We start from the raw sequence: 25,883 nt of genomic DNA, 5'->3' as shown, positions 1-25,883 counted from the left end.
TTATTACAACTGCTTGGCTTGCTCCAACTGCTTGGCTTGCTAGAACCGCTTGGCTTGCCAGCACGGTCGATCTTGCCGGGGCAGGTAACGCTCCCCGGCCTGACCCTCAGCGCAGGATCATCACTACACAAGCTGCGGTCAGAGCGCCCATCAGCCCGTTGAACACTCGCCAGGCTCGGTCGGTCGTCAGCAGGCGGCCGATGGCGGTGCCAAACCCTGCCCACAGGGCAATGCACGGGAGCCCCACCAGTTCCGCCACGCCCGCGAGCAACAGCGCGTTGACCCAGGGGTTACCACCGTCCGGCAGAAACCCGGCCATCAACGCGATGCCCATGACCCACGCCTTGGGGTTGGCAAACTGGAATGCCGCCGCCTGCACGAAGGTCAACGGGCGGGCATCGCCGACCCGCAGGTCCGGCGGCGGGGCCGTTGCGATCTTCCAGGCCAGGTACAACAGGTACAGGCTGCCAATCAGCTTGAGCCCGCCCTGCACCACCGGATAGCGCTCGAACACCACCCCGAGCCCGAGCGCAATCGAGGCGAACAGCACAAAACAGCCGCCCAGGATACCGAACAGGTGCGGCAGGGTACGCAGGAAGCCGTAGTTGGCGCCGGAGGCGGTCAGCATCACATTATTGGGACCTGGCGTGATGGTCATGGACACCATGAACAGCGCCGCGGGTAGCAGGTAGGCGAGCTGGCTAACGGTCTCTTCCACAATTGTACCCCTACATTTTTTGCATTATGGTGTGAATCACGGCAAATTGCCCCCATGAAAGAAAGCATACTCAGGCCACAATTGGCGTCAAAGGGTTTATTGTCACCATGACAATCTGGATCCCCTCCCTCGAGCTCGACTCCCGATCGGCCCGCTATCGCCAGATCGCCGCGGCCATCGGTGATGCCATCGACCAAGGCCGACTCGCCGCCGGCGATCGACTGCCCCCGCAACGGACCCTGGCCGACGCGCTGGGCGTCACCGTGGGCACCATTACCCGCGCCTACGCCGAGGCGCAGCAGCGAGGCTGGGTGATGTCACGGGTGGGTAGCGGCACCTATGTCCGTGATACGGACTCTCACGAGCCACCTTTCAGCGTTCACGTCGCGGATGATCAGTCCGACGTGATTGACCTGAGCTTGAGCTTTGCGCCCCCCCATCCATGGCGCGACGAGTGCCTGCGCGACGCCTTGGTGGAGGTCAGCCAGGATCCCGCCGCTATTGCCATGGCGGCTGCCTACCAGCCGGATATCGGCACGACGGCCCACCGCCAGGCCCTCAGCCAATGGTTGGCGGCCCTTGGCTTCCCACTGCACGAGGTGCTGGCGGTCACCCAGGGAGGACAGCACGGCCTTGACCTGTGTCTAAGAGCCTTAACCCGCCCTGGCGACCATGTTGCCGCGGATGCCCTCACCTATCCTGGCTTCAATGCCGCTAGCCGCCATGCTCACCTGCGGCCCATGGCCATTCCGCTGGATGAGCATGGTCTGGACACCGATGCGCTGGAGCAGCGCTGCAGGCGACAGGTGCCCCGACTGATCTACGTCACACCGGATCAGAACAATCCCACCAGCGCGGTGATGTCGAGCCAACGACGTCAGCATCTCGCCGAGCTGGCCGAACGCTACGATTTCTGGGTGGTGGAAGATGCGGTGCAATATGTGCCGGCAGCGCAGCGGGGCCCTTCGCTGGTCAGCCTGGTCCCCCATCGAACGCTACAGATATTCAGCACCTCCAAGATTCTCTCCGGCGGGCTGCGGGTCGGCACTCTGCAGATGCCGGCCACGCTGCGCGAGCGCATCGGCAGCCTGATGCGCGCCCAGAGCTGGATGTGTCCACCGCTGATGGCCGAAGTCGCCTGTCGCTGGATCGACTCACCTCGCTATACCACATTGCTGGCCTGGCAGGAGCAGGAACTGGCCGCTCGCCAGCGCCTGGCTCAGAGCACCTTGGCCGACCTGGAACCGCGCAGTCTGCCCTATGGCGCCAACTTCTGGCTGCCGCTGCCAGAGGGCCGTCGCGCCAGCGAAGTACAGACGCTGTTGCAACGCGAAGGAGTGCTGGTCGCGACACCTGAGCCCTTCTGCAGCGGCAGCGACCCCGCACCACAGGCCATCCGTCTGTGTGTCGGCGCAGCCACCAGCAGAGCACGGCTGACAACGGCACTGACGACGTTGCGGCGGGTGCTTGACGAGGGCAACACCAGTCCCTGGGCCACCCTGTAGCCAAGTCTTTCGCCAAAGCGGTGCCGTCCAGTCAGCTGCCGTTGCAGCGTAGAACTGCGGCCATGTCGTGCTGGAGCAGACACCTCCAGCGCGAAGCATGGAGCGTCTAATGTATATACATTAGACTCGAGGTAACGCCCGCTCATCGCGTCACCTCACAGGGAGTTCATCAGCATGCCCACCCTCGTCATTACCCCCGGTCAACTTCGCCTGGAGGACGCACGGCGCCAGCTGGAGAGCCCCCTCGCCATCGCCCTGCCGCCTACCGCCAAGGCCGCCATCGATGCCTCGGTCGAGGCGGTCAATGCGGTGATACGCGAAGATCGCACCGCCTATGGCATCAACACCGGTTTCGGCCTGCTGGCCCACACCCGTATCGATCGACACCGCCTGAACGACCTGCAGCGCTCGCTGGTGCTGTCCCATGCCACCGGCGTTGGCGAGCCGCTGGACGACGCTCTGGTGCGGCTGATCATGACCCTCAAGGTCAACAGCCTGGCCAGGGGCTTTTCCGGAATACGTCGGGAGGTGATCGAGGCCTTGATCACCTTGGTCAACGCCCAGGTGACACCGCTAGTTCCGGCCAAGGGCTCCGTCGGCGCCTCTGGCGACCTGGCGCCCTTGGCGCATATGAGCCTGGTGCTGCTGGGTGAGGGCCAGGCCCGCCATCGCGGTGAGGTGCTAAGTGGACGGGACGCGCTGGACATTGCTGGCCTATCCCCGCTGACCCTGGCCCCCAAGGAGGGGCTGGCGCTGCTCAACGGCACCCAGGTCTCTACCGCGCTGGCGCTCAAGGGGTTGTTCGAGGCGGAAGACCTGCTGGCAAGTGCGCTGGTCTGCGGTGCGCTGAGCGTCGAGGCCAGCCTGGCGTCACGGGTGCCTTTCGATGCGCGTATTCACGAGCTGCGCGGCCAGCAAGGCCAGATCGACGTGGCACGGATCTTCCGCGACCTGCTTGAGGATCAGAGCGCCGTGGGCAACTCCCATGCCAATTGCGACCGAGTCCAGGACCCCTATTCGCTGCGCTGCCAGCCACAGGTCATGGGGGCGGTACTGGATCAGCTGCGCCACGCCGCCCGCATCCTCGATATCGAAGCCAACGCCGTCAGCGACAACCCTCTGGTGTTTGCCGACAGCGGCGACATTCTGTCGGGCGGCAACTTCCACGCCGAACCTGTCGCCATGGTCGCCGACAACCTGGCCCTGGCACTGGCGGAGATCGGTGCCCTGTCCGAGCGCCGGATTTCACTGATGATGGATACTCATATGTCGCGGCTGCCGCCTTTTCTGGTCGACAACGGAGGTATCAACTCCGGCTTCATGATCGCGCAGGTGTCCGCCGCCGCACTGGCCAGCGAGAACAAGGCACTGGCCCATCCTCACTGCGTCGACAGCCTGCCGACCTCTGCCAATCAGGAGGACCATGTCTCGATGGCTCCTGCCGCGGCGCGCCGACTCGGGGACATGGCCGCCAACGTGAGAGGCGTGCTGGCCATCGAGTGGTTGGCCGCCTGCCAAGGGTTGGACATGCGCGACGGACTCACCACGACGCCGCTGCTGGAGCAGGCCAGACACAGCCTGCGCCAGCACGTGGCGCACTACGATCACGACCGTTACTTCGCCCCCGACATCCAGGTCGCCATCGAGTTGCTTGATCGTGGTGCGCTTTATCAGCTGATATCTGGCGCCATTCTGCCCAGTCGAGCCTGATGGCTCGACATAGCGCGCCACAGAGAGCTAAACCCAAAGAATGATACGGACCATACCCTTTTGCACTGCCTGCCATTCACGTTCAGTCAGGGCTTATGAGTCGACCTATCTCGTGAAGGATGCCCCGTAGCAACACCACGGCCCCGTCCTTGGCAGAGCGTCCTTGGGGGTTTCCTGGCTGCTATGTAACCGCATCGTAACCGCATCTCGGTGAGCTAACTCGGACAGACTGACTCTAGGGCCCTAACAGGAGCGACAAGGAGCGACAGGGGGCGACAGGGGGCGACAAGGAGCGATAGAGAACGACAAGGCAGTACAAAACAAGGCGGGCCCGCGTCTACCGACATTCTAGCCAGCGAGATATCAGCGATGACCCAAGACCCGCAGGGAAATGCGGCCGCCCGGCCGAGCATGAATGCCAATCAGACGCTCCCCCACGCCTTTGTCATCCTGTTTCTGCTGGCGGTGCTGGCCGCCGTGGTGACCTGGTTCATCCCCAGTGGCAGCTATGAGCGCGCCACCAACGCTCAGGGCCGTTCCGTTATCGTGGAAGGCACCTACCGGCTGATCGACAATCACGGCATCGGTCCTTTCGACTTCTTCAATGCCTTCTTCGAAGGCATGAAAAGTGGTTCCTCCATCATCTTCTTTCTGATTATTGTCGGCGGCACCTTTGGCGTCTTGCGCCAATCCCGTGCCGTGGAGGGGCTGGTCAACTTCCTGCTGGAGCGCCTGAAGGGCCGGGAAATTCTGATCATCCCGCTGATGATGACCTTCTTCGCCGTGTGCTCCGGGACCTACGGCATGATCGAAGGCAGCATCGTCTACATTTTCATCCTGCTGCCCCTGGCACGCCGGGTGGGCTACGACGCCGTGGTCGCCGCCGCCATCCCGCTGATTGGAACCGCCATCGGTTACACCGGTTCCTGCCTCAACCCCTTCAATGTCGGTGTGGCCCAGAGCATTGCTGAACTGCCGCTATTTTCCGGCATGGGCTACCGCATCATCTGCTGGCTGGCCTTTGTCGCCGTCAGCATTGGCTACGTCATGCTCTATGCGCGCTGCGTTCAGGCCTCGCCGGATCGCAGCGTGGTCTATGGCCTGGCACCACCCGAGGCCAGCGAAGTCAGTGCCGAACACATTCACTTGACCCCTCGTCACCTGATCATCCTGGGCGCCTTTGCACTGGCATTGATCGCCATCATCGCCGGCGTCAGCGCCTTCGGCTGGTACCTCAAGGAAATGGCTGGGGTCTTCCTGGTGCTCGGCATCGTTACCGGCGGAGTTGCCGGCATGGGCGCCAACCGCCTGGCAGCCTCGTTTTCCACCGGGTGCAAGGACATGGTGGACGGTGCCCTGGCGGTAGGAATGGCCTTCACCATCGTCGTTATCGTCCAGCAAAGCGATACCATCGACACCATCATCCACGCCCTGTCGTCCATCATCGGCGACACCTCCTCCAGCGCCGCTGCCCTGGGCATGTTTGCAATGCAGAGCGCGATGAACTTCATCGTCACCTCTGGCAGCGGCCAGGCCGCCCTGACCATGCCTATCATGACGCCGCTGGCCGACCTGGCCGAGGTCAATCGGCAGGTGGCCGTGCTGGCATTCCAGTTTGGTGACGGCATCTCCAATGCGTTCACCCCGACGGCAGGTTGGCTGATGGCTGGCCTGACCATCGCGGGCATTCCCTGGACCCGCTGGATCCGCTTCATGCTGCCTTTGATCGCGCTGCTGTATGGACTGGGCGCGCTACTGGTCCTGCTGGCCACGACGGTCGTGTGGCCTGCTGCCTGACACCTGCGAGGAGACAAGGGTTGGCCGATATCGCGTTACCTGCCAGCGTGCCCATGATCGAACGCCTGGTGGCTTTTGATACCACGAGTCGACACTCGAATCTGCCGATGATCGAGTTCATCGCAGGCTGGCTGGAACGGCGAGGCGTGACCGTCACGCTGTGTCGTAACGGCACGGGTGACAAGGCCAACCTTATCGCCGAATTTGGACCCAGGGAGGCGCCCGCGATCATCGTCTCGGGACACTCAGATGTGGTGCCCGCGGACGACCAAAACTGGCAGATCACCCCACCCTTTACTCCGCGTCGACACCGGGGCCGGCTTTACGGCCGCGGCACCGCTGACATGAAAGGATTTGTTGGCGTCGCGCTGACCCGACTTACGGCCTGGCACCAGCGACATCGCTCGCGCCATGGGGTCATCCTGGCCCTGTCCTTTGATGAAGAGGTGGGCTGCCAGGGCGCCCCGCTGATGCTGCCAGTGCTGGCCAGGCAACAGGAGCGACTAAGAGGCGTCATCATCGGCGAACCCACCGAGATGCGCGTTGCCACTGCTCACAAGGGCCACGTGGGTCTTCGCGCTGTCCTGAACGGCGTCGGTGGCCATTCCGGCTATCCAGAACGCGGCATCAATGCCATCGACCTGGCCGCCGATGTGCTACTTGATCTGCGCCAGCTGGCCAAGGAAAAACGCCAACAGGCCTTGCACGACGTTCGATTCGACCCTCCCTGGTCCACCGTGCACGTCGGCACCATTCACGGCGGCACCGTACTAAACCGCATCCCGGAACGCTGCGAGATGGATATCGAGATGCGCTGCCTGCCCGATCAGCGTGTCGAGGAACTGCGCGAGTACCTGCAAAGGCTCTATCCGCCTTCCGCTGATGGTGACCCACTGGAATCCGGGACCGATGCATCCCGACCTCCTGGATGCCTGAGCACGGGCTCTCACGACACGGCCTCTTTGCCGAGGACCCGCGCCTCATTTCCTATTGAACCACCGTCCCCCGCTGGGTCGGCAACAGACACAACGCAGGCCGGCCGAACTCAGCGCGGATCCCTGAAGCTCGAAAGCCTGGGGCACTATCCGGCACTGGATGAGCGGCGACGCGAGTTCCCACGCTGGATCGCCGACCTGGCCGGCAGCCCCGCCCAGCCTATGGCGCTGGGGTTCGGCTGTGAGGGCGGGCTGTTTGCCCAGTTAGGTGCGCCGACGGTCATCTGTGGCCCCGGCAGCATCCACCAGGCCCACCGGCCCGATGAATACATCACCTTTGAGCAGGTCATTCAGTGCGAGCAGTTCTTTACCCGTCTATTGGCAGCGCTCGCCTTCCCGATTCCTGGCTCAGCTGAAGCGGAGTGCACATGAACCTACGTATACATCCTGACACCATCGTCAATGACGACGTTGTGGCAGACTTTCAGCGAGACGGCGCCATCTGCCTACGGGGCATCTTCTGTCCAAAAGAACTCGCCCGACTGGCAGAAGGCATCGAGCACAACATCCAGCATCCTAGCCCCCGCGCCAAGGTGGCCAGTCGTCCAGACGATCCAGGCTGGTTCTTCGAGGATTTCTGCAACTGGCAAGACAACCCGGCCTATCGTCACTTTATCTTTGATTCGCCCTTGGGATTGATCGGCCAGCGACTGATGGGCTCGCGCCAGGTACGCCTCTACCATGACCATGTGCTGGTCAAGGAGCCGGGTACCCGACAGCGCACCCCCTGGCACCAAGATCAGCCTTACTACAACGTGGAGGGGCATCAGAACCTGAGCATGTGGCTGCCGGTCGACCCGGTACCGCGGGCCTCAACCCTCGAATTCGTGGCGGGGTCCCACAAGGGTCCGTGGCTGATGCCCCGCACCTTCATGGACAACGAAGCGAAGTGGTTTCCTGAAGGCAGTCTTGCCGACCTGCCTGACATCGAGGCCCATCGCGAGCGTTACCCCATTGTGGGCTGGGCGCTGGAGCCCGGCGACGCCGTGTTCTTCAACATGCTGACGCTGCATGCAGCGGGTGGGGTCAGGGGGCCGCAACGTCGCCGCGCCTTCTCCGTCCGGCTGCTCGGCGATGACATGGTCCACGCCCCGCGACGCTGGACGACCTCTCCTCCTTTTCCAGGCCTGGATGAACAGCTGCCGGCAGGAAGCCCCATGGACCACCCTCTGTTCCCATTGCTGGTGGGGTGAAGCTCACACGAGCCGTTTGCATCGCTGGCCAGAGATGGTAGTTGGCGCGGCGGGCAGGCTTTTACCAATGGCGCTCTCGAAGTAGCTGAGGGTGGGTTCCGTCAGGCGAAACAGGCGCGCAGGTGGCCCTTTGCTGCTGACCGCTCTGGTGGTGCCGGTTTCTTCGAGCAGGCCTGCCTTGATCCAGCGGTTGATGACGGTTTGCTTCTTCACCTCGATACCGAAGGTGGCGTAGGCATCGACGATCTCACCGATGGTTACCTCCAACGGCAGCAGGTAGAGCAACAACGACGAGTACTTGATCTTGTTGACGAAGGCCTGATACGCACTGCTGACCAGCGTCAGGTGGTCAAACGGCAGAGGCACCCTGCTGTCCAACAGGTCCCACAGCGAGGCCCAACGCAGGTGATCCTGGAGGGCAAGACGATCGTTCTCGGTGCGATTGAACAGGCAAAGATGAGGAATGGTGACGGACCATCCTCGCGCTATGTCGCGGTAGAGACTGCCCTGGGCCCTGACCTGTTCCAGATAGCTGGGCGCTAGCCCCACCTTGTCGCGCAAGATACGATGCACAGCATCATCGAGACAGCTGTCTCCTCCTTCGCCTGGCTTCTGGGTCCGCTCCTGGGTCTGTGGCTGGATCTGTGGCTGGGTCTGCCCCTGGGACTGCTCGCGGATCCAGCCGCCGACCAGGCCATAGCTCCCAGGTTCGGGTGACGTCTCCCGCTTTCGCAACAGCACTTCCGGTGCCCGAGACTCTGGATGGAGCCGGATGCAGACGAAATCCAGGGTGACGATCATGGCGTACCTCAAGGCAGATGCTGTGCCGCCAGTGTAAAGGACACCGGACTACAGTCAAACTGTTTGACAAAAGAACATGCAGCACGCAGACTGCATTTAGTCAAAATACTTGACAGTATGGAGCGCCCCCATGAACGGCCTGCCCAGGTTCCCTGCTGGAAAGCGCAACCCGATGGTTGCCGGCGTCAATCGCTCGCTGTTCCGCGACGAGCTGATCACCAGCCTACTGGACACAGACGCCTACAAGATCCACATGATGCAGGTGGTCTTCGAGCGCTACCCCACTGCCTGGGTCAAGTACCGCTTTCACTGCCGCAGCCAGGAAAACCTGGCCGCCTACGCCGACGACGTCAGACAGGCGATCCTCAAGCTCCAGCGACTTCGCTTCAGCGATGACCAACTGCGTTACCTGCGCACACGCGGCGAGATCAAGCCTGCCTTTGTCGACTACCTCAAGCGCTTCCGCTTCGACCCGGCGCGACACGTCACAGTAGCCATCGACGCCGGCCAACTGGCGATCGAGGTCGAGGGGCCCTGGCTAGACACCATTCTTTATGAGATACCGGTCCTGGCCATCGTCAGCGAGATACGCAACCGTCGGCGCTTTGGAGAGGTCCCTGAGGAGGCGATCGGACGCACCCTGCGCCACAAGGTCGAGCGGCTCAAGACGGAAGTGCAGCGAAGGGGTCTGACCGAGTTCCGTTTCGCCGACTTTGGTACGCGTCGACGCTTCTCCTATGCCATCCAACGTGAAGTCGTCGAATACATGGTCAACGAGATTCCCGAGCACTTCGCGGGCACCTCGAACTACCATCTGGCCCGGGAGTTTCAGCTGCCGGCCATCGGCACCATGGCCCACGAATTCATCATGGCGCACCAGGCACTGGTGCCCGCGCAGGAAAGCCAGAGACGCGCCCTCGATGTATGGAGCGATGTCTATCGCGGCCAATTTGCCGTGGCGCTGACCGATACCATCTCATCCGATGCCTTCCTGAAGGACTTCGACGCCAGACGCAGCCAGCAGTACCAGGGAGTGCGCCACGACAGCGGCGACCCGATACGCTGGGGCGAAAAATTCATCTCTCACTTCGAGCGACTTGGTATCGATCCGATGGAGCGAACGCTGACCTTCAGCGACTCCCTGACCTTCGATAGAGCGCTCGACATCGCCCAACACTTCCAGGGCAGGACCCAGACCTTTTTTGGCATCGGCACCTATCTGACCAATGATCTCGGCGACTATGCCACCGAGCAGGGCGTCCCTTACACGCCGCTGAGCATCGTGATGAAGATGGTCGAGTGCAACGGCCAGCCGGTGGCCAAGATCTCCGACGACCCTGGCAAGAGCATGAGCATCGATGACACCTATGTGGCAACGCTGAGGCAGCATTTCGCCAGCGCGTGAGTCCATTCGTCAGAAGCCCCGCTAGTTGTGAAGCTGCTAGTCAGAAGCCCCCGCTTCCCGGCAGAGCCTGTTACTCAGGAGCGTCCCATGAGCCAGATTGCCTCTTTCGATGTCGATCCCCAGAAGACCTTTACCCCGCTATGTCCCGACGAGCTGCCGGTAGCCGATGGCGATGCCATCGTGGACGAGCTCAACGCCCAGGCCAGGCTTGCCGATCTGCGTGTAGGCTCCCGGGACGCCCACCCGGCCAACCCGGTCTGGCTGGCGAAGCATCAGGATGAGCTGTTGACGCCGGTCGACAGCGCCATTGCCGGCCCCAATGTCGATGTCCGCTGGTACCGTCATGCGGTTGTCGGCACCCGCGGCTTCGAACTGCTGGACGGCCTGCCGCATCCGGTGGAGGGCTACGACTATATGGTCAGCAAGGGCCTCGATCCCGACTGCCACCCCTACGGCGCCTGCTTTCACGACTTGAGTGACCGGGTCAGCACCGGCGTCATCGAATTCCTGCGGGGGCGCGGCGTCGACAGAGTGATCGTCGGCGGACTGGCCCTGGACTACTGCGTCGTCACGACGGTGATGCAGCTTCGCGACGCCGACTTTCAGGTTTACCTTAATCTGGCAGGTTGTCGCGGCATCGACCCACAGCAATGCGAGCAGGCACTGGCCCGCATGCGCGGCGCAGGTGTGGTGGTGGCCGCCGACGCAGCAGAACTGGCCGCACTGCTGTGACGACGCTTCCCACCTTGAGCTCTCGGGATGTTACCTTCTGAGCGTTTATCCTTTTCTGCTTCGAGATCGACCGCCATGTGGTTCCAGAATAGCCTTCGCCTCTCCGCCCGTCCACGGGGGTTTCACCTGATTACCGACGAGATCGTCAAGGCACTCCCAGACCTGCCTGCGATGCGCGTCGGGCTGCTGCATGTGTTCATCCAGCATACGTCTGCGTCGCTTACGATCAACGAGAATGCCGACCCCAGCGTGCGCAGCGATTTCGAGCGCCATTTCAACCAAATGGTGCCCCAGGACGCTCCCTACTACCGCCATACCGATGAGGGCAGCGACGATATGCCGGCCCATCTCAAGGCGAGTCTATTGGGGCCCGCACTGACCATACCGGTGGGCGATGGCGAGCTGAAGCTCGGCACCTGGCAAGGTATCTATCTTTGCGAGCATCGGGACCATGGTGGGCCGCGCCAGCTTATCGTGACGCTCAATGGCGAGCGCTCACGCTGGCGGCCAGAGCAGGCCATGCCCAATCCTTACCGACGGCGCGACTGACAACGATCGCGTGGGGTGGATGGCACCGCCAGACCTGTTACTTCATGTCAGTCTTTTCGTGGCGGTTTCTACTGACCGAGACGCCGATAGTCAGGCTGTTCGTTGGCGCGCCAGAGATACCAGGATGCCAGCGTGCGCCAGGGGCGACATGGCTCGCAACGTCGCCGCGTCTCGGCGGGGGTTGGCATGTGATCCAGCCCGAACAGGTAGCGCGTGCCGTCACGGATGCCGAAGTCGTCTACCGGCAGGATATCCGGCCGCCCAAGGGTCCCGATCAGCATCATTTCCACCGTCCAGCGCCCAATGCCCTTGATCCGGATAAAGCGCTTGACCAGATCCTCGTCGTCCATCTCGGCGGCCTCTTCCCGCCCCGGTATGTCACCTGCCATCGCGGCACTGGCCAGGCCTTGCAGGGTCGCCACCTTGCGTGCGGAAAAGCCGCATTCCCGCAAGGTCTCCGGCGCCAGCGCCGCCAACTGCTGAGGCGAGGGAAAATCCTGTCCCGGGAACCGTGCGACAAGACGCCCCACGATGGCCGCGGCGGCCTTGCCATGCAGCTGCTGATAGGCCACCGACCGTGCCAGGGACTCGTAGGGACTGCGCTCCACTGCGGTCGTGAGTCGGCAGTCTCCGACCTGGTCGACAAGTCGCGCCCAGGCGGAATCAATACCGCGAAGGTGGGCCTGGCCGGCGCTCAGATGGCGGGCGATATCATGCTCGGGCATGAGGACTCCTGCGGGTTATTGGGGGCGGTGCAGCGGCCCTCGAAAGGAGCGCTGTCCGATCGTTTCGGTCTGGCTCATCATACCTCGGTAGCAGCTGTCCGCCATCTCTGACAGCCCATGCACTTTAGCTTCAAAAAATGCGACATCCGGGCTGTAACCGACACGTGAGCCGCGTATACTTTGCTGCGCTGCGAAATGCAGTGGACAGGACCCCAGATGCGCCCTTTAACCGGCGCCTGACCTCCGCCGGGAACGCTTCCACCAGGCAGGAGCCAGCGAGCCCCTGAACCCCACTGCTTGCAGCCCTTTTTCGCTTTCAGCAAGGCGCTTGAACGCGCCTCATGCTCAGGACCCGGCTGTCGCGATGGACATGTCATTATCGCCTCTTCTGCCCGCCACGCATTCATGTCATGCGGGTATCACAGCAATGTTCATCCCGTTTGCCGTATTCGGTCGTCACCGCATCCCAGGTGGTCGGGCCAAGGTTCGGGCCAGCGCCAAAGCGGTCTCGGGGGCTTCTTCATCCGATGTCTCTGCCCCTGTCTCATCCGCTGCTACCGCCGCTGTCTCGCCAGCCGTGTCAGCCCCTGTTACCCATCCTATTTCCGTCGAGCTTCCAACCGCGCTGCCGACGATGCTTTCCACCGCTATCTCTCCCCCTACCCCAACCACTTCAGAGGCTTCACTCCATGTCGGTGTACGACACCCTATGCCTGCTCGCCGCGATGGCGATGGTGATCTCCTTGATCAACGGCAAGATAGGCAAGTTCCAGACCACCATCGCCATCACTGCCGGGGCGCTGATACTGTCACTTGCCATTGTCATCGCTGGGCACGCGGGCTGGTTTGCCCTTGATGAAACCGCGGAGAATGCCATCAACCAGTTGAATTTCGAGGATTTCCTGCTGAAGGGGATCCTCGGATTTTTGCTGTTTGCCGGCGCTCTCGGGATCAAGCTCCCCCACCTGCGTGATCAGAAGTGGGAAATCGCCATTCTGGCGATGGGCAGCACCCTGTTCTCCACTTTCTTTATCGGCTATACCCTGTGGCTGCTGGTCGGCTGGCTGGGCATCGACTTCGATCTGATCTACTGCCTGCTGTTTGGTGCACTGATCTCGCCCACCGACCCCATCGCGGTACTGGCCATCGTCAAGAAGATGAACGCGCCGCGTCGCATCTCCACTCAGATCGAGGGCGAATCGCTGTTCAACGACGGCTTTGGACTGGTGCTGTTTGTCACGCTGTTTGCCATCGCCTTTGGCGGTGCGACCCCCACCGTCATGAGCGTCGGCCATCTGTTCTTGCAGGAAGCACTGGGCGGCATCCTCTACGGCTTCGTCCTTGGCCAGCTATTCCACTACCTGATCCGGCATACCGAGGATCACTCCATGGAGCTGATGCTGACCCTGCTGGTGCCCACCTCCGGCTATGTGTTCGCTGAGTTCCTGGAGGTATCGGGCCCCCTGGCCATGGTGGTGGCGGGCATCATCATCGGCAACAGGACCCGGCGCAAGGGCTTCTCCGAGGAGACCCAGCAGCATCTCGATCACTTCTGGGAGCTGGTCGATGAATTCCTCAACGGCGTGCTGTTCCTGCTGATCGGCATGACCATGCTATCGTTCAGCTTCCACCCTGAAGACTGGGTGCTGATGATCGCCGCCGTACCGCTGGTACTGCTGTCGCGCTATCTCAGCGTGCGCGTCGCCTATGTTGGCTTCCATCGCTTCCGCCGTTACAACCCCTACTCCGTGCGCATCCTGACCTGGGGTGGCCTGCGTGGTGGTCTGGCGCTGGCGATGGCCATGTCCATTCCCGCCGGCATTGACGTGATCCCCGACAAGAACATCGATGTGCGTGAAATCATCCTGGTGATGACCTACTCGGTGGTGGTGTTCTCGATCCTGATCCAGGGCTCCAGCATCACCCCCTTGATCCAGCGCGCCAAGGCCTGGGAAGTCGAGCAGTTCCGTCGAGGCAAGCGCAGCTGAACCCAGGTCGCGCCGCCGGGGCCCAGCCGCGGCGGCGCGACGACTCAACGACGGCGATCCAGCGCGGCCCAGGGGCTCTGCGCCCGGTCAGGCTGGCGGCTGCGGGGTGGCTACAAGGGCCAGGTTGCGGGGCGTCAGCGCTCGCTCACAGAACTCGCTCAAGCGCACCTCGAAGCCGGCCTCCTCGAGCCACAGGGCCCGGTCCAGGACCAGCCATAGCTCCAGTGGTCGGCGAAACAGGTGGCGCACCAGCTCGAATCGATTGACCCGCCCCAGCCGCGCCACACCGCGACGCTCGAACGCTTCCCAGTCGACCCCCTTAGGCAGCGCCAGCCCCTTCTCCCGGGCGGCCCAGCGACAGAACCCGGCGAAGTCATCTGGCATCTGCCCGTAGGCCAGACTCGGCACCGCCAGGTAGTCGTCCGTCCCGCGCAGCTCCCGCTGCAGCTCATCGAAGCCAAGCCGCCAGGCGTTGGCCCGTTCGCGCTTACGTTGCTCTCCCCGGCTGGCGGTCACCGTCTCCTGCACCGCCATGGCCAGCGTCTCACGATCCAGCGCCAGGTCATGCAGCTCAGCCTGGTATCGGGCCTGGGCGGACAACGGTCGGTAGCGCTCATCCCGGGTCCGCTGGTAGCAGCATGGCGCCAGCGTCACCGCCACGCGCTTGTCCCGCGCCAACTGCAGCAGGCGCACGTGCAGATCGCCACAGGCATGCAGCGCCACCACCTGATCGGCGTGGTCAAGCTGCTCGGCCGCACCTGGCTGCATCACGTCCTGCTCCACCAGACTCACTTCAAGCCCCTGGCGGTCGGCCAGCGCCTGGCCACTGCGACAGAGCGCTGGCTGCCACTCCAGAGCACGCACCGGGCCATGGTGCCAGCGCGCCAACAGCCGCGACAGGTGGCCCTTGCCGGCGCACCATTCGACCAGGCGCTGGCCACGCAGTTGCTCGACCTGAGGGGCAAACGCCAGCATCTGCGCCCACTTGCGACCACCCACGTGGGACGCCCAGGCCTCGGGGGCGTCGATCGCCGGCGGCCCCGGGGCAACGTCGATAAGTCGCTTCAGCTCGGCCACCGGTAGCCAGGCCGCCAGCGGCGAGTCGTCGAAGGGCCGCTGCTGCAGCCACTGGCAGCGCTGGTCATCCAGCGCTTCGAGGCAGGCAGCGATATCCCCGGCCTGCGCGCGGTCGGACCAGGGGATGGAGGCGTGGGTGAAGGGGGTCGGCGACCACAGCCAGTGCCACTCGGCAAGCAGGCGGGTCAGCGCCGCGAGGCGCTCGGTGTGGCTCAAGCTAGCAGTCATGCGCGCAAGGACGACATCGGTCGTGTGGTCAAGGGGACAGGCGCGCCATGGTAGCAGACACGGGGCCTGTCAGGCGCGTCCATCGGACTGGTGCTGAAATAGCATAAATTGCCGGAACAGCTCTGCCTGGCTCGAGATGTTCAGCTTGGCATACAGTCGCTTGCGATGATTCTTGACGGTGCCGGTAGAAATTCCCATCTTGCTCGCGATCTCCGGACTGGTATGTCCCCGCAGAATCAGCCAGGCGGTCTCTCGCTCACGCTCGCTCAGGCGATCCTGTCCAAAGCTCGCCAGCAGGCTTGGCGTTTGTTCCTCCCGCGGCAGGTGCAGACTCGACACCAGCCAGAACTGGCGAACCAGTGACTCAAGCAGAGGAAACAGATAGGCCACCTGGGCCATCAGGGTGACGTGATCGGCGCCCTCCTCCAGGGCACCGTAGGCACCAAAGGACATCGTGATGCCATCCCCTTCTCCCAGCGAAAAGAACGCGGCGGCTTCCCGTTCAAGGCCCAGGTTGCGGTAGTAGGTCGCGAAGTATTCTGTCTCGCGGAAGCCGGCGGGTGCCAGTTCTTCAAGCCACCACACCCCTGGCGCCGCCTGGGACTGCCAATGCTGATGAAACGGGTCGAGCAGGTACATGCGCTCCACGTAGGGTAACAGCACCCGACGATCGAGCACCGCCGACAGGTTATGCGCCAGCACCGTGGGCCTACCCACGCCGGGGAAGTGCATCACCGCATAGCTGATCCCCGGGGCATAGGCACCCAGCACCTCCCCTAACCCCTCGAGAAAATTGGGCGAACGCACGCGGTCGGCAAGGCGCGCCACCGGCGCAAGATCGCTCGGTGGCAGCACCTTCGAGGGCAAACGGCAGGGGCGGCAAACATCCATCGGGTCAGAATACGTCACCCCAGGTGTCTGACCAAGCCATCAAGGCGTGCCAGCAAAGCCTCCTGATGCGGCTGCAACGTCTGCTGGCCCCAGCGTGCGATCTCGTCGTTCATGGGGTCATCGGCCTGGATCGCTGATCCTGCCAGGGTCTGGATGACCGCATGACCACACAGCGGCACGTAGCCCTCGCTGTAGCCTCCCTCATGCACCATCACCAGGCGGCCCTGGCACAGTCTGTCCGCCACATCGAGCAGCCTGGCCGTCATCTCCGCATAGGCCTGACTATTGAGCATCATGCCGCCCAGGGGATCCATGGCGCTGGCGTCGTAACCACAGGCCACCACCACCAGCTCTGGGCGAAAGCGCTCCAGCGCCGGCACCACCACGCGCTCGATGGCCGCCTGGTAGGCGCCGATACCCGAGCCCGGCGGCAACGGCACGTTCAGGTTGTAGCCGCGGCCGACACCACCCCCGATATCTTCGATGTCTCCACTGTCGACGGGGTAGTTGCGGTCCTGGTGCAGCGACAGGGTGAGCACGTCATCGCGCTCCCAGAATGCCTGCTCGGTGCCGTTGCCATGGTGTACGTCCCAGTCGATGACCGCGACACGCTTAAGCGGATGGCGCGCCATCATGGTCATGACCGCGATCGGGATGTTTCCCAGCAGACAGAAACCGCGGCCTCGGTCCCGCTCGGCGTGGTGCCCTGGAGGGCGACACAGGGCATAGGCGTTGTCGGCCTCGCCTCTCAGCACGGCATCCATGGCGGCAATCGCCTGTCCGGTGGAGCGACGGGCGATGTCGTAGCTGTCACGCCGCAGCGGCGCGCACTCCCCGGCATCACCAAAGCCAAACTCGCTCATCTGCGCCAGCCGCGCCAGATACTCGGCGGTATGGAAACGCAGCAGATCGCTCTCATCGGCAGGGGCCCCCTTGATCGGCACCAGCTCATCCATCAGTCCGGTGACTTCCAGCAGATTCTTGAGGCGTCGCTTGGTCTCCGGGTGTTCCACCGCGGCGGCGGGCTGGACATGTTTACCAGGCGTCGCAAAGACCGAGCAGGGACCGTTGTCGTGCCACAGGCAGTGCTCATGAAAGGCAAAGGCCGTACGTCGTTGCATTCGTGGCTACCCCAGCAGGAAATAAAGAATGGCACTGGCACCTGCCGCCAGCAGCACGTACGGCAGCTGTGTCAGGGCGTGCTGGATCGGCGTCACTCCGCAGCCACGTGCACTGAGCACGGTGGAGTCACCGAAGAAACAGGCGTGGGAACCGAAGGCACCGGCCGAAATCATCGCCCCAAGGGTCAGCCCCATGGAGGCCCCTGTCGCCTCGGCCAGGGGAATCACGATGGGAAAGGCGATGGCGTAGACGCCCCAGAAGGACCCCGTCGCAAAGGCCAGTCCGGACAGCAGCAGGAAGGTGACGCCCGGCAACCAGCTTCCCTGCATCAAAGGTTCGACCCAGGCCACCAGCGTCTCGGTCAGGCCGAGGTTCTGGTTCACCGTTTGCAGCAGGAAGGCGGCGAACACAATGCCGAGGGGCAGCAGCATCTGCTGAAAGCCCCCCAGGAGCTCATCAAACATGCGATTGAGTGGCGCGATCCGCTGCGCTGCATACAGCGCCAGGGCAACCAGCAGGGCGAAGCCAACGCCGATCAGCGCATCGATACCGAACCACCAGGTCGCCAGCAGCAGCGTGGTCACCGGCAGTACGAAATTGATCAAGCGGGGCGTGATCTGGCGCTGCACCTCGTCGGCTTGCTCGGCGCTGCTATCATCCACCAGCTCATCTCCCGCCTCTGCCGCGCGCATGCGCCCAAGGGCAGGCAACACCCCCAGCGCTACCAGCAGTACCACCAACAGCGCAATCAAGGGGTAGAACAGCATCGGTATCAGGCCGAGATAGGTGGCGAAGCCATCTCCGGTGGCAGCAATGCCCTGGCTTTCCAGCAGTCCCGCCAGATAGATGGCCCAGGTCGAGAACGGTATCAGCAGACAGATCGGCGCCGCGGTGGAATCGACGATATAGGCCAGCATCGAGCGGGAAATCTTGAGTCGATCGAACAGCTTCTTCATCGCCGCCGATACCGTCATGGCATTGAGGTAATCGTCGATGAAGATCAGGATGCCAAGGCCCGTGGCCCCCAGCATGGCCCGTCTGCGCGTGGTCAACAGGCGGCCCGCGCTATCGCTGAAGGCCTCGGTGCCCCTGACGAACTGCAGAAGGCCAATCAAGGCACCCAGCAGCCCACAGACTAGGGCGATCCAGCCCATGGTCGGCTGCTGCATGACCTCCAGCCCCGCCAGCGCCATGTCCTGAATGGCGCTGGAAGGTGAGAGGATGATGAAACCGCTAAGACACCCAGCCATCAGCGCCTCAAGGGTACGGTGGGTGATCAGCGCCATGGAAATGACAACCACCGTGGGTACCAGCGCGTAGGCGCCATAGTGGCCATCCTGGATCAGCCAGTGGCCGGACAGGCTGGCGACCAGCACCACACTGAGAAAGAGCAAGCCGCGACGCAGGCCGCGATTGGGGTCCTGGCGACGATTCGCCAGCTCTGAAAGACTATGATCCACTGTCGTCACCATCGGGTTGTTGTTGAAATGTGACCGTGCGATGCCTTTGATAGCACTGCCCTAGCACCTGCGGCGATATCCCCATGGGGACCATCGCCACACTCAAGACCCTCGATGTCAGGAGACTCATCCCATGTCCCAACACCGCCATGTCCGGCTATGTCTGCCAGCGCTGGCGTCGATGCTGGTATCACTGTCGGCACCGCTGAACATGGCCCTGGCATCCCCTATGGGCGATGACACCCAGCCACCCGTCGCCGCGCCCTCGACAGGCGCCCCGGGCACCGCTTGTGCCCTTCCCGGCGATTGGCGAACGCCAGGAGACAGCCTGACCAGCCGCTCCCCTCCCATGGGCTGGGCGGCGCTGGCGGACGAGCAGGTGGTACTGCTGGGCGAGCGCCACGACCAGCCTGCCCACCATCGTTTTCAGCTGGCGGCGATCAGCGCCCTGCACGCCCAGCAGCCACGCCTGGCCATCGGCCTGGAGATGCTGCCAAGGGAAAGCCAGGCGGCGCTGGATGCCTGGGTGGCTGGAAATATCGACGAGACAGAGCTGCTCAAGCAGAGCCAGTGGTATCGCTACTGGGGCTTTGACGCCGCGCTCTACCTGCCGATACTGCACTTTGCCCGTGACCATCGCCTGCCGCTGAAGGCACTCAACGTCACGCCGGAGCTGCGCAGACGCCTGGTCGAGCAAGGTGTCATGGCCGTTCCACCCACTGAGCGTCACGGCATCCCGGAACCCGCCCCGGCATCGCCCTCCTACCGGCAGCGCCTGGAAGAGAGCCTGGCCCAGCACGCGGCCGAACTTGGTGACGAAACCGGCAATCGCGCGTTCGATGCAGGAATGATCGATGACTTCGTCTACGCCCAGCAGGTCTGGGACACGGCCATGGCGTACGGGCTTACCGAGCTGGTAGACGACGGCTACCTGGCGGTGGGCCTGGTGGGAATGGGACATGCCAGCTACGGCGAGGGCATCGAGACGCAGCTTTCACACCGGGATATCCGCGCGGTGTCGAGCCTGCTACCGCTGACGGTGGACGAGGCCTGCACGGCCGACGACGGGCTCGCCGATGCGATCTTTGTGGTGCACAACGACATGATTCAGCATGGACCGCGACTGGGGGTTGGCGTCGACATGGACGAAGGCAGTCTGGTAGTCAGCGAGGTGGCACCCGATAGCCCCGCCGCGGCTGCGGGGCTGCGTGTCGGTGATCGCCTGCTGCGCTTTGCTGGCCAACCCCTTGACCAGCCTGCGCAGCTCAAGGCGTTGGTGAACCGCGTAATGCCGGGGACCCAGGCGAGAGTCGAGGTAAGGCGCGAACGGGCCCACCACACGCTGACGGTCAGTTTTCCGCCAGCGCCCACCGAGGTTAAGCGATAGGTTGAGGAATAGCGCGCGGCCCATAGGCCGGTCCCGCAGCGACAGGAGGCTGAGGAAGCCAAGCAGTCCGAGCCTGGAGCGTGGCCCCTCACTGACGCCCGCCCTTCAAAACGCCTCGTCTGCGTCGAGCTGGGCCAGCCGCTCTCCCAGGGCGTCCAGCTGGTGGGGAGCGAAGACCTCAATGCCAGAGGCACGCAGCAACGCCGTGGTGACTCCCTCACCGGCCACCAGAGTGCCCTCAAAATGGCCGTCGTAGATCTGGGTGCTGCCGCAGGAGGGGCTGCGGTCAATCAACAGGGCCAGGCGAACCCCATGGCGCCTGGCCGCGGACAGCGCAAGCTTTGCACCCCGGAGAAAGGCATCGGTGGGATCGTCCCCGGCGTCATCCGCGATCCTTGCCTGCCCGTGCAGCACCTGACGTCCCTGCCCTCCCTGGATTTCGGCGGGAGGTCTTGGCGTCGGCAATCCTCCCGCCACTTCCGGACAGATGGGTACCAGCCGCCCCTCCTCGCGCCAGCGCCTCAGACGCGCATCGCCCAGGGCCTTGTGACTGGCGTCATAGCGCACCGGGTCTCCCAGCAGGCAAGCACTGACCAGAACCTTGTTCACGTGGCAACTCCTCACCATCACTTCTATCGTCAACATGGCATCGCTGGCGGCTACCTCCGCTCGACGACAGGATGCCCTGTGTGCCGCAGCATGCTAAGCTCCGCCCACCTTTAATTCTCGCAGCATTGATTCCCGCAGCACTCAATTGGAGTTTCCCATGGTTCAAGCTACTGCTCGCCATATCCTCGTTGACAGCGAAGACAAGTGCCAGGCCCTCAAGGCCGAAATCGAGAACGGTCGTGACTTTGCCGACGCCGCCCGCGAACACTCCTCCTGCCCGTCCGGCCGCCAGGGCGGCGACCTGGGCAGCTTCGGCCCCGGCCAGATGGTGCGCGAATTCGACGAAGTCGTGTTCTCCGCCGAGCTGAACAAGGTCCAGGGCCCGGTCAAGACCCAGTTCGGCTACCACCTGCTGGAAGTCACCAGCCGCGGTTGATATCCCGCCGAGCGAGTCACACCGATCTAGCCACACCGAGCTAGTCAAACCATGCTAGTCAAACCAAGGCCACGCCAAAGCGTGGCCTTGGTGTCTAAAACAGTGTCTTAGGCAGCCTCTTCTGCCCCCCTTCCTGCCGCTGTTATCTACTCCACTGTCTTCTCGACTCGGGTCAGGGGTTCACCGCGAGTGTGGATCATCACCACGATCAATTCCGCAGCACTTTCATCGCTGGCATTGACCAGCTTCACATGACGCACGCCCTCAGGCTCTCGCCACTCGTCGCCAGGCCCAAAGCGTTCTTCTTCCCCACCCTCAAGCTGTGAGATCACCTCGCCGGCGGCCACCTTGACGTAGGCTGGCCCTGCGTGGCGATGGGGCGGCAGACTGGCCCCAGGGTCCAGGGTAACCAGTACGACGGTGGAGATCAGGTTGGAATCGTCTGACACCCACTTCTGCTGCATGATGTTCTGGGACACGCTGGGCGTTACCTGCTCGCCACTCTGTGCCGACGCCTGGGGCGTCACCGCAATCAGCAGCGTCAGGGCGAACACCAACCGCGACGCCAACCACAGCGAGCGCCCGGGCGACTGGGGCAGAGTCACAGTACCGCACGCCTTGTTCTTGCTGGTCATTCGTTTCAACGTCAGGGGAGACTCAGGAAACATGGAGGAGACCTCTTGGGACAACGTCGTCGGTGACGAGAGTGTTTGGATGACGCCACCACCGCCTTCCTTACATCCGCCCCGGTAACGTCCCGTGCCGAACGGCATGTTCGACCCACGGCTGCAGCTTCGTGCACATTCTATTGGGAAAATTCCCCAGCCCTGCCCGCTGGGCCGAGTTAGGCTATGCAAAAACAACCATCGACCGCCCCGACCGAGGATGAGGAGTCCCCTATGTCGATCATCGATTCACCCGAACGTTATGGCAGTATCAGCCGTTTCTTCCACTGGAGCATCGCCGCCCTGGTGCTGTGGCAGCTCGTCACGGCCATCACCACAGTGCTGTTCGAAGATTCCTGGCTGGATAAACTGACCTGGGCTACCCACAAGCCGGTGGGCCTGCTGATTCTGATCCTGATGCTGGGCCGGGTGGCCTGGGCGCTGTTAAACCAGCGCCGCCGCCCATCCAGCCTCAACCTGCCGTCGCATCTGGGTCATCTCGCGCTATACGCCCTGCTGGTCGTGATTCCATCGATGGCGCTGATGCGCCAATATGGCTCCGGGCGCGCCTTTTCGCCCTTCGGCATCGAGCTCATGTCAGGCTTTGACGGCGACAAGATCGAGTGGATGATGCTCCCTGCCAATCTGCTCCACGGCTGGCTGGGGTGGGCGCTGTTCGCGATGGCCCTGGGGCACGTGTTGATGGCGGTTCATCACCGCATGAATCCCAGGCAGCAGGATGTCCTGCCCCGCATGCTTGACGTCAGCGCCAGGAAATAAGTCCGCCGCAGCCATGGACGGCATGAACCTGCGGCCCCGGCGGAGGGGACACACCGGCCAGGGCGTGGATCGGGCCGGTGTGCAGATGCAGACAACCGCGCTAGGATGGGCGAAGGCCATCGATAAGGACGTCAGCATGGAGCATTCATCAGGACTGCCTCACCCGCCGCACCAAGACCTTGCCCCCGGGGGAAGGCACCCATGAGCGACTCCCCGATCATTGATGTCCAGGCGCTGACAAAGGTCTATGCCGGCGGATTCGAGGCGCTCAAGGGCATCGACCTGAGCATCAAGCGCGGCGAGATCTTTGCCCTGCTTGGCCCCAACGGGGCAGGCAAGACCACCTTGATCAGCGTCATCTGCGGGCTGGTCAATCCCTCATCAGGCCACGTCAGGGTTGACGGCCACGATATTCTCGATGATTTCCGTGCTGCCCGTTCGCTGATCGGGCTGGTGCCCCAGGAGTTGACCAGTGAAGCCTTCTCCACCGTATGGGACACGGTGTCCTTCAGCCGCGGCCTGTTCGGCAAGCCCAAGGATCCGGCGCATATCGAGAAGGTGCTGCGCCAGCTCAGCCTGTGGGAAAAGCGCAAGAACCGGCTGATCACCCTGTCCGGCGGCATGAAACGTCGGGTGCTGATCGCCAAGGCACTGGCCCACGAACCCCAGGTACTGTTTCTGGATGAGCCCACCGCCGGGGTCGACGTCGAACTGCGCCGTGACATGTGGGAGGTGGTGCGAGGCCTCAGAGAGAGCGGCGTCACCATTATCCTCACCACGCATTACATCGAGGAAGCGGAAGAGATGGCCGAGCGCATCGGCGTCATTCGTGCCGGAGAGCTGGTGCTGGTGGAGGAAAAGCAGGCGCTGATGGCGAGCCTCGGCCGCAAGGAATTGACCCTGCACTTGCGCGAACCCCTCGACGCTGTTCCGCACGCCCTGGCTCACCACCACCTGGCCTTGAGCGACGAGGGCCATGCGCTGGTCTACCACTATGACGGTGCAGACGACGGTGAGAGCAGCATCGCCGACTTGCTCGCAGACGTCGACGCCGCCGGCATCGCGTTCAAGGACCTGCACACTCGCCAGAGTTCGCTGGAGGAAATCTTCGTCAATCTGGTCAAGGAGCGACCATGAACATCACCTCGGTCAAGACGCTCTACCTGGCAGAGATGGCCCGAAGCCTGCGCACCGTGCTGCAGAGCGTGGTATCCCCCGTGCTATCCACCTCGCTGTACTTCGTGGTCTTTGGTTCCGCCATTGGCTCACGCATCAGTGAGGTCGAGGGCATTCCCTACGGTGCCTTCATCGTGCCGGGGCTGATCATGCTGATGCTGCTGACCCAGAGTGTCTCCAATGCCTCATTCGGGATCTTCTTCCCACGCTTTTCGGGGTCGGTCTACGAGATTCTATCGGCTCCCATCTCGCCGCTGGAGATCGTGCTGGGCTTTGTCGGCGCTGCCGCCACCAAATCTATTGTGCTCGGCTTGATCGTGCTGGCAACGGCCAGCCTGTTCGTGCCCTTTACCATCATGCACCCGCTGTTGATGCTGCTGTTTCTGGTGCTGACCGCACTGACCTTCAGCCTGCTCGGTTTCATTATCGGGATCTGGGCCGATGGCTTTGAAAAGCTGCAGCTGGTGCCGCTTCTGGTCATCACGCCGCTGACCTTCCTCGGCGGAACCTTCTACTCCATCGACATGCTGCCTCCCCTGTGGCAAACGGTGACCCTGTTCAATCCGGTGGTCTACCTGGTGTCGGGTTTCCGCTACAGCTTTTATGGACTCGGCGATGTCAGCGTATGGGTCAGTCTGGGCATGATTCTGCTGTTCATGGCCCTGGCGCTGGCGGTCATCCATGCCATCTTCCGCAGCGGCTATCGCCTCAAGCCATGAATCGGCTTCGGTCTGACGCCCCAAGTACGCTATCATCTGCCGCCGTTTTTTGGTCACGAGGTTTCCATGCCGATCTCTGCCTGCGTCATCCAGCGCCTGGACAAGAGCGCCAGCGACATCCCGGCAACGCTTAAGCATGCCAGCGAGCTGCATCCCGACAGCGACGCATTGGACAGCCTGGTCACCCGCCTGACCGACGCTTACCACGGCAAGGCCAAGCGCTGGGGCCGGCTCAATGAGCACGCTCCCCCCAGCACCACGGATCGCCCGAGCGTGCAGAATAGCGACGCCAGCGGCGAGGATGTCGCCCCTTGGGACGACGAGGACTCCTCCGCGACAGGGACCTCTGGTGCAGGCTCCTCTGGCCTGGCCGCCTCTGATGAAGGTCCGGTAGTGGCGACCACCAGCCGCTTCCCTGCCGAGTTTCGTGCCTTCCTCGACGGCGAGCGAGACTTTCAGGCACTGGCCAGGGAGCTTGGCGAGGCCATCAAGGGCGTGGTCGACGCGCACCTGCCCACTGGAGGCCACCTGCTCATGGTCGACCAGCGCCAGGGCGAGACCCGCCACCTGTTCGTCGCCCTGGTTCACCATCGGGACGGTTTCGTCATCGGTGAAGACGGTCGCGTCGGCATCACCGGGCAGCTCAATCACAGTCAGATGTCGCTGGCCTTCCGCCTCAACCTGACCCAATGGCAGGACGGCGGCCCGTCGAGTCAGTACCTGTCGATGCTGGCAGATCGCGGCGCGAAGAAGCTGGCCGACGACCTGCAGGCCCTTTTGGGCGCTAGCGAAGGCGTCGATCCAAAGAGCGAAACCCGTACCTTGCTGAAGGCCTTCAGCGACTATGTCGAGCAGGAAGACATGGAGGAGGAAGCGTCGCGGGAAAAGACCGATGCGCTGATCGACTACGCCCAGGACCAGGCAAGTCGCGGTGAAGCGATGACCCTGGATGAGCTCTCCGCCCTGGTCAACGATGACAATCCGCGGGCCTTTTACGAGCACATTCGCAACGCCGACTACGGCCTGTCACCGGAAATCCCGCCAGACAAGCGCACCCTCAATCAGTTCCGCCGCTTCACCGGCCGCGCCGAGGGCGTCTCGATCAGCTTCGACTCCCACCTGCTGGGCAACAGCATCGAGTACGACGAAGAACATGACCGATTGATCATCAAGAAGCTGCCCAGCAAGCTCAAGGAACAGCTGCAGGGGGGCTAG

24 protein-coding genes are annotated in these 25,883 nt (G+C 63.0%); 15 read left to right on the top strand and 9 right to left on the bottom strand.

Features of this window, described 5'->3' with window-relative positions; genetic code table 11:
- Positions 1-106: 106 nt before the first annotated feature.
- Entirely contained in the window at positions 107-667 is a 561-nt protein-coding gene (locus tag KUV45_RS11260; RefSeq protein WP_222163239.1) for a LysE family translocator, read from the bottom strand.
- Positions 668-825: 158 nt separating this feature from the next.
- On the opposite strand from KUV45_RS11260, the gene KUV45_RS11255 reads away from it, so the two are divergent.
- The 5 genes from KUV45_RS11255 to KUV45_RS11235 all read left to right on the top strand — a co-directional run bounded on the left by KUV45_RS11255 (position 826) and on the right by KUV45_RS11235 (position 7,918).
- Complete coding sequence (locus KUV45_RS11255) at positions 826-2,223, top strand: PLP-dependent aminotransferase family protein (RefSeq protein WP_222163092.1); 1,398 nt, start codon at positions 826-828, stop codon at positions 2,221-2,223.
- Positions 2,224-2,397: 174 nt separating this feature from the next.
- Positions 2,398-3,933: a histidine ammonia-lyase gene (gene hutH / locus KUV45_RS11250; protein ID WP_222163091.1), complete on the top strand. Its 1,536-nt coding sequence runs from the start codon at positions 2,398-2,400 to the stop codon at positions 3,931-3,933.
- Positions 3,934-4,302: 369 nt separating this feature from the next.
- Positions 4,303-5,730, top strand: coding sequence for a YfcC family protein (locus tag KUV45_RS11245; protein ID WP_222163090.1), 1,428 nt, complete (start codon positions 4,303-4,305; stop codon positions 5,728-5,730).
- Positions 5,731-5,750: 20 nt separating this feature from the next.
- Positions 5,751-7,097 carry a M20/M25/M40 family metallo-hydrolase gene (locus KUV45_RS11240; RefSeq protein ID WP_222163089.1) on the top strand — a complete coding sequence of 449 codons (1,347 nt, stop codon included), beginning with the start codon at positions 5,751-5,753 and terminating at the stop codon, positions 7,095-7,097.
- Positions 7,094-7,918 carry a phytanoyl-CoA dioxygenase family protein gene (locus KUV45_RS11235; RefSeq protein ID WP_222163088.1) on the top strand — a complete coding sequence of 275 codons (825 nt, stop codon included), beginning with the start codon at positions 7,094-7,096 and terminating at the stop codon, positions 7,916-7,918. The genes KUV45_RS11240 and KUV45_RS11235 overlap by 4 nt, the downstream gene beginning before the upstream one ends.
- Before the next feature lie 3 nt (positions 7,919-7,921).
- On the opposite strand, the gene KUV45_RS11230 is transcribed toward KUV45_RS11235, so the two are convergent.
- On the bottom strand, positions 7,922-8,719 hold the full coding sequence (locus tag KUV45_RS11230; RefSeq protein ID WP_222163087.1) for a hypothetical protein: 798 nt from the start codon (positions 8,717-8,719) through the stop codon (positions 7,922-7,924).
- Between the two features lie 130 nt (positions 8,720-8,849).
- Here KUV45_RS11230 and pncB point away from each other — a divergent pair, with 130 nt between their 5' ends.
- From pncB to KUV45_RS11215, 3 genes are all read left to right on the top strand, one after another.
- The gene (gene pncB, locus KUV45_RS11225) at positions 8,850-10,124 is read left to right on the top strand and encodes a nicotinate phosphoribosyltransferase (protein WP_206937830.1); all 1,275 of its coding nucleotides are present in this window, start codon (positions 8,850-8,852) and stop codon (positions 10,122-10,124) included.
- Positions 10,125-10,211: 87 nt separating this feature from the next.
- Positions 10,212-10,856 (top strand): isochorismatase family protein, encoded by a 645-nt coding sequence (locus KUV45_RS11220; RefSeq protein ID WP_222163086.1) that lies wholly within the window; start codon positions 10,212-10,214, stop codon positions 10,854-10,856.
- Positions 10,857-10,931: 75 nt separating this feature from the next.
- Positions 10,932-11,405, top strand: a complete 474-nt coding sequence (locus KUV45_RS11215; protein ID WP_222163085.1) for a secondary thiamine-phosphate synthase enzyme YjbQ — start codon at positions 10,932-10,934, stop codon at positions 11,403-11,405.
- Between the two features lie 68 nt (positions 11,406-11,473).
- Here KUV45_RS11215 and KUV45_RS11210 read toward each other — a convergent pair whose 3' ends face one another.
- Complete coding sequence (locus KUV45_RS11210) at positions 11,474-12,130, bottom strand: DNA-3-methyladenine glycosylase (RefSeq protein ID WP_222163084.1); 657 nt, start codon at positions 12,128-12,130, stop codon at positions 11,474-11,476.
- Positions 12,131-12,819: 689 nt separating this feature from the next.
- On the opposite strand from KUV45_RS11210, the gene KUV45_RS11205 reads away from it, so the two are divergent.
- Positions 12,820-14,118: a sodium:proton antiporter gene (locus KUV45_RS11205; protein ID WP_206937822.1), complete on the top strand. Its 1,299-nt coding sequence runs from the start codon at positions 12,820-12,822 to the stop codon at positions 14,116-14,118.
- 87 nt (positions 14,119-14,205) lie between these two features.
- On the opposite strand, the gene KUV45_RS11200 is transcribed toward KUV45_RS11205, so the two are convergent.
- The 4 genes from KUV45_RS11200 to KUV45_RS11185 all read right to left on the bottom strand — a co-directional run bounded on the left by KUV45_RS11200 (position 14,206) and on the right by KUV45_RS11185 (position 18,896).
- Positions 14,206-15,411 carry a methyltransferase gene (locus tag KUV45_RS11200; protein WP_224852029.1) on the bottom strand — a complete coding sequence of 402 codons (1,206 nt, stop codon included), beginning with the start codon at positions 15,409-15,411 and terminating at the stop codon, positions 14,206-14,208.
- Between the two features lie 81 nt (positions 15,412-15,492).
- The gene (locus KUV45_RS11195; protein WP_222163082.1) at positions 15,493-16,314 is read right to left on the bottom strand and encodes a LuxR C-terminal-related transcriptional regulator; all 822 of its coding nucleotides are present in this window, start codon (positions 16,312-16,314) and stop codon (positions 15,493-15,495) included.
- A 14-nt stretch (positions 16,315-16,328) separates the two neighbouring features.
- Entirely contained in the window at positions 16,329-17,435 is a 1,107-nt protein-coding gene (locus tag KUV45_RS11190; RefSeq protein WP_222163081.1) for a class II histone deacetylase, read from the bottom strand.
- A 6-nt stretch (positions 17,436-17,441) separates the two neighbouring features.
- Positions 17,442-18,896 carry a Na+/H+ antiporter NhaC family protein gene (locus tag KUV45_RS11185; protein WP_224852030.1) on the bottom strand — a complete coding sequence of 485 codons (1,455 nt, stop codon included), beginning with the start codon at positions 18,894-18,896 and terminating at the stop codon, positions 17,442-17,444.
- A gap of 133 nt (positions 18,897-19,029) precedes the next feature.
- Between KUV45_RS11185 and KUV45_RS20305 the strand changes: the two genes are divergently transcribed.
- Entirely contained in the window at positions 19,030-20,283 is a 1,254-nt protein-coding gene (locus KUV45_RS20305; RefSeq protein ID WP_224852031.1) for a ChaN family lipoprotein, read from the top strand.
- Between the two features lie 105 nt (positions 20,284-20,388).
- Here KUV45_RS20305 and KUV45_RS11175 read toward each other — a convergent pair whose 3' ends face one another.
- On the bottom strand, positions 20,389-20,892 hold the full coding sequence (locus tag KUV45_RS11175; protein ID WP_222163079.1) for a DUF523 domain-containing protein: 504 nt from the start codon (positions 20,890-20,892) through the stop codon (positions 20,389-20,391).
- 157 nt (positions 20,893-21,049) lie between these two features.
- On the opposite strand from KUV45_RS11175, the gene KUV45_RS11170 reads away from it, so the two are divergent.
- Positions 21,050-21,328, top strand: a complete 279-nt coding sequence (locus tag KUV45_RS11170; RefSeq protein WP_206937791.1) for a peptidylprolyl isomerase — start codon at positions 21,050-21,052, stop codon at positions 21,326-21,328.
- Between the two features lie 146 nt (positions 21,329-21,474).
- Here the strand turns inward: KUV45_RS11170 and KUV45_RS11165 are convergent, their stop codons facing one another.
- Positions 21,475-21,963 carry a cupin domain-containing protein gene (locus KUV45_RS11165; protein WP_222174241.1) on the bottom strand — a complete coding sequence of 163 codons (489 nt, stop codon included), beginning with the start codon at positions 21,961-21,963 and terminating at the stop codon, positions 21,475-21,477.
- Between the two features lie 264 nt (positions 21,964-22,227).
- Here KUV45_RS11165 and KUV45_RS11160 point away from each other — a divergent pair, with 264 nt between their 5' ends.
- From KUV45_RS11160 to KUV45_RS11145, 4 genes are all read left to right on the top strand, one after another.
- Entirely contained in the window at positions 22,228-22,773 is a 546-nt protein-coding gene (locus tag KUV45_RS11160; protein ID WP_222163077.1) for a cytochrome b, read from the top strand.
- A 201-nt stretch (positions 22,774-22,974) separates the two neighbouring features.
- Positions 22,975-23,910, top strand: coding sequence for an ABC transporter ATP-binding protein (locus tag KUV45_RS11155; RefSeq protein WP_222163076.1), 936 nt, complete (start codon positions 22,975-22,977; stop codon positions 23,908-23,910).
- On the top strand, positions 23,907-24,668 hold the full coding sequence (locus tag KUV45_RS11150; RefSeq protein WP_222163075.1) for an ABC transporter permease: 762 nt from the start codon (positions 23,907-23,909) through the stop codon (positions 24,666-24,668). Before KUV45_RS11155 ends, KUV45_RS11150 begins: the two co-directional genes overlap by 4 nt.
- A gap of 66 nt (positions 24,669-24,734) precedes the next feature.
- Positions 24,735-25,883, top strand: coding sequence for a nucleoid-associated protein (locus KUV45_RS11145; RefSeq protein WP_206937776.1), 1,149 nt, complete (start codon positions 24,735-24,737; stop codon positions 25,881-25,883).

The sequence above is a fragment of the Halomonas sp. DP3Y7-2 genome, from assembly GCF_019800795.1.
GTDB classification, from domain to species: Bacteria; Pseudomonadota; Gammaproteobacteria; order Pseudomonadales; family Halomonadaceae; genus Halomonas; species Halomonas litopenaei_A.
This window is presented reverse-complemented; position numbering and strand designations above follow the sequence as displayed.

What these genes read in the sequence shown, in the direction of transcription:
- KUV45_RS20305 (WP_224852031.1), top strand. Translation starts at nt 19,030, where the DNA reads ATGTCCCAACACCGCCATGTCCGGCTATGTCTGCCAGCGCTGGCGTCG.
- KUV45_RS11215 (WP_222163085.1), top strand. Translation starts at nt 10,932, where the DNA reads ATGTGGTTCCAGAATAGCCTTCGCCTCTCCGCCCGTCCACGGGGGTTT.
- KUV45_RS11205 (WP_206937822.1), top strand. Translation starts at nt 12,820, where the DNA reads ATGTCGGTGTACGACACCCTATGCCTGCTCGCCGCGATGGCGATGGTG.
- pncB (WP_206937830.1), top strand. Translation starts at nt 8,850, where the DNA reads ATGAACGGCCTGCCCAGGTTCCCTGCTGGAAAGCGCAACCCGATGGTT.
- KUV45_RS11195 (WP_222163082.1), bottom strand. Translation starts at nt 16,314, where the DNA reads ATGGATGTTTGCCGCCCCTGCCGTTTGCCCTCGAAGGTGCTGCCACCG.
- KUV45_RS11190 (WP_222163081.1), bottom strand. Translation starts at nt 17,435, where the DNA reads ATGCAACGACGTACGGCCTTTGCCTTTCATGAGCACTGCCTGTGGCAC.
- KUV45_RS11170 (WP_206937791.1), top strand. Translation starts at nt 21,050, where the DNA reads ATGGTTCAAGCTACTGCTCGCCATATCCTCGTTGACAGCGAAGACAAG.
- KUV45_RS11150 (WP_222163075.1), top strand. Translation starts at nt 23,907, where the DNA reads ATGAACATCACCTCGGTCAAGACGCTCTACCTGGCAGAGATGGCCCGA.
- KUV45_RS11165 (WP_222174241.1), bottom strand. Translation starts at nt 21,963, where the DNA reads ATGACCAGCAAGAACAAGGCGTGCGGTACTGTGACTCTGCCCCAGTCG.
- KUV45_RS11260 (WP_222163239.1), bottom strand. Translation starts at nt 667, where the DNA reads ATGGTGTCCATGACCATCACGCCAGGTCCCAATAATGTGATGCTGACC.
- KUV45_RS11235 (WP_222163088.1), top strand. Translation starts at nt 7,094, where the DNA reads ATGAACCTACGTATACATCCTGACACCATCGTCAATGACGACGTTGTG.
- KUV45_RS11245 (WP_222163090.1), top strand. Translation starts at nt 4,303, where the DNA reads ATGACCCAAGACCCGCAGGGAAATGCGGCCGCCCGGCCGAGCATGAAT.
- KUV45_RS11255 (WP_222163092.1), top strand. Translation starts at nt 826, where the DNA reads ATGACAATCTGGATCCCCTCCCTCGAGCTCGACTCCCGATCGGCCCGC.
- KUV45_RS11155 (WP_222163076.1), top strand. Translation starts at nt 22,975, where the DNA reads ATGAGCGACTCCCCGATCATTGATGTCCAGGCGCTGACAAAGGTCTAT.
- KUV45_RS11230 (WP_222163087.1), bottom strand. Translation starts at nt 8,719, where the DNA reads ATGATCGTCACCCTGGATTTCGTCTGCATCCGGCTCCATCCAGAGTCT.
- KUV45_RS11220 (WP_222163086.1), top strand. Translation starts at nt 10,212, where the DNA reads ATGAGCCAGATTGCCTCTTTCGATGTCGATCCCCAGAAGACCTTTACC.
- KUV45_RS11145 (WP_206937776.1), top strand. Translation starts at nt 24,735, where the DNA reads ATGCCGATCTCTGCCTGCGTCATCCAGCGCCTGGACAAGAGCGCCAGC.
- hutH (WP_222163091.1), top strand. Translation starts at nt 2,398, where the DNA reads ATGCCCACCCTCGTCATTACCCCCGGTCAACTTCGCCTGGAGGACGCA.
- KUV45_RS11210 (WP_222163084.1), bottom strand. Translation starts at nt 12,130, where the DNA reads ATGCCCGAGCATGATATCGCCCGCCATCTGAGCGCCGGCCAGGCCCAC.
- KUV45_RS11160 (WP_222163077.1), top strand. Translation starts at nt 22,228, where the DNA reads ATGTCGATCATCGATTCACCCGAACGTTATGGCAGTATCAGCCGTTTC.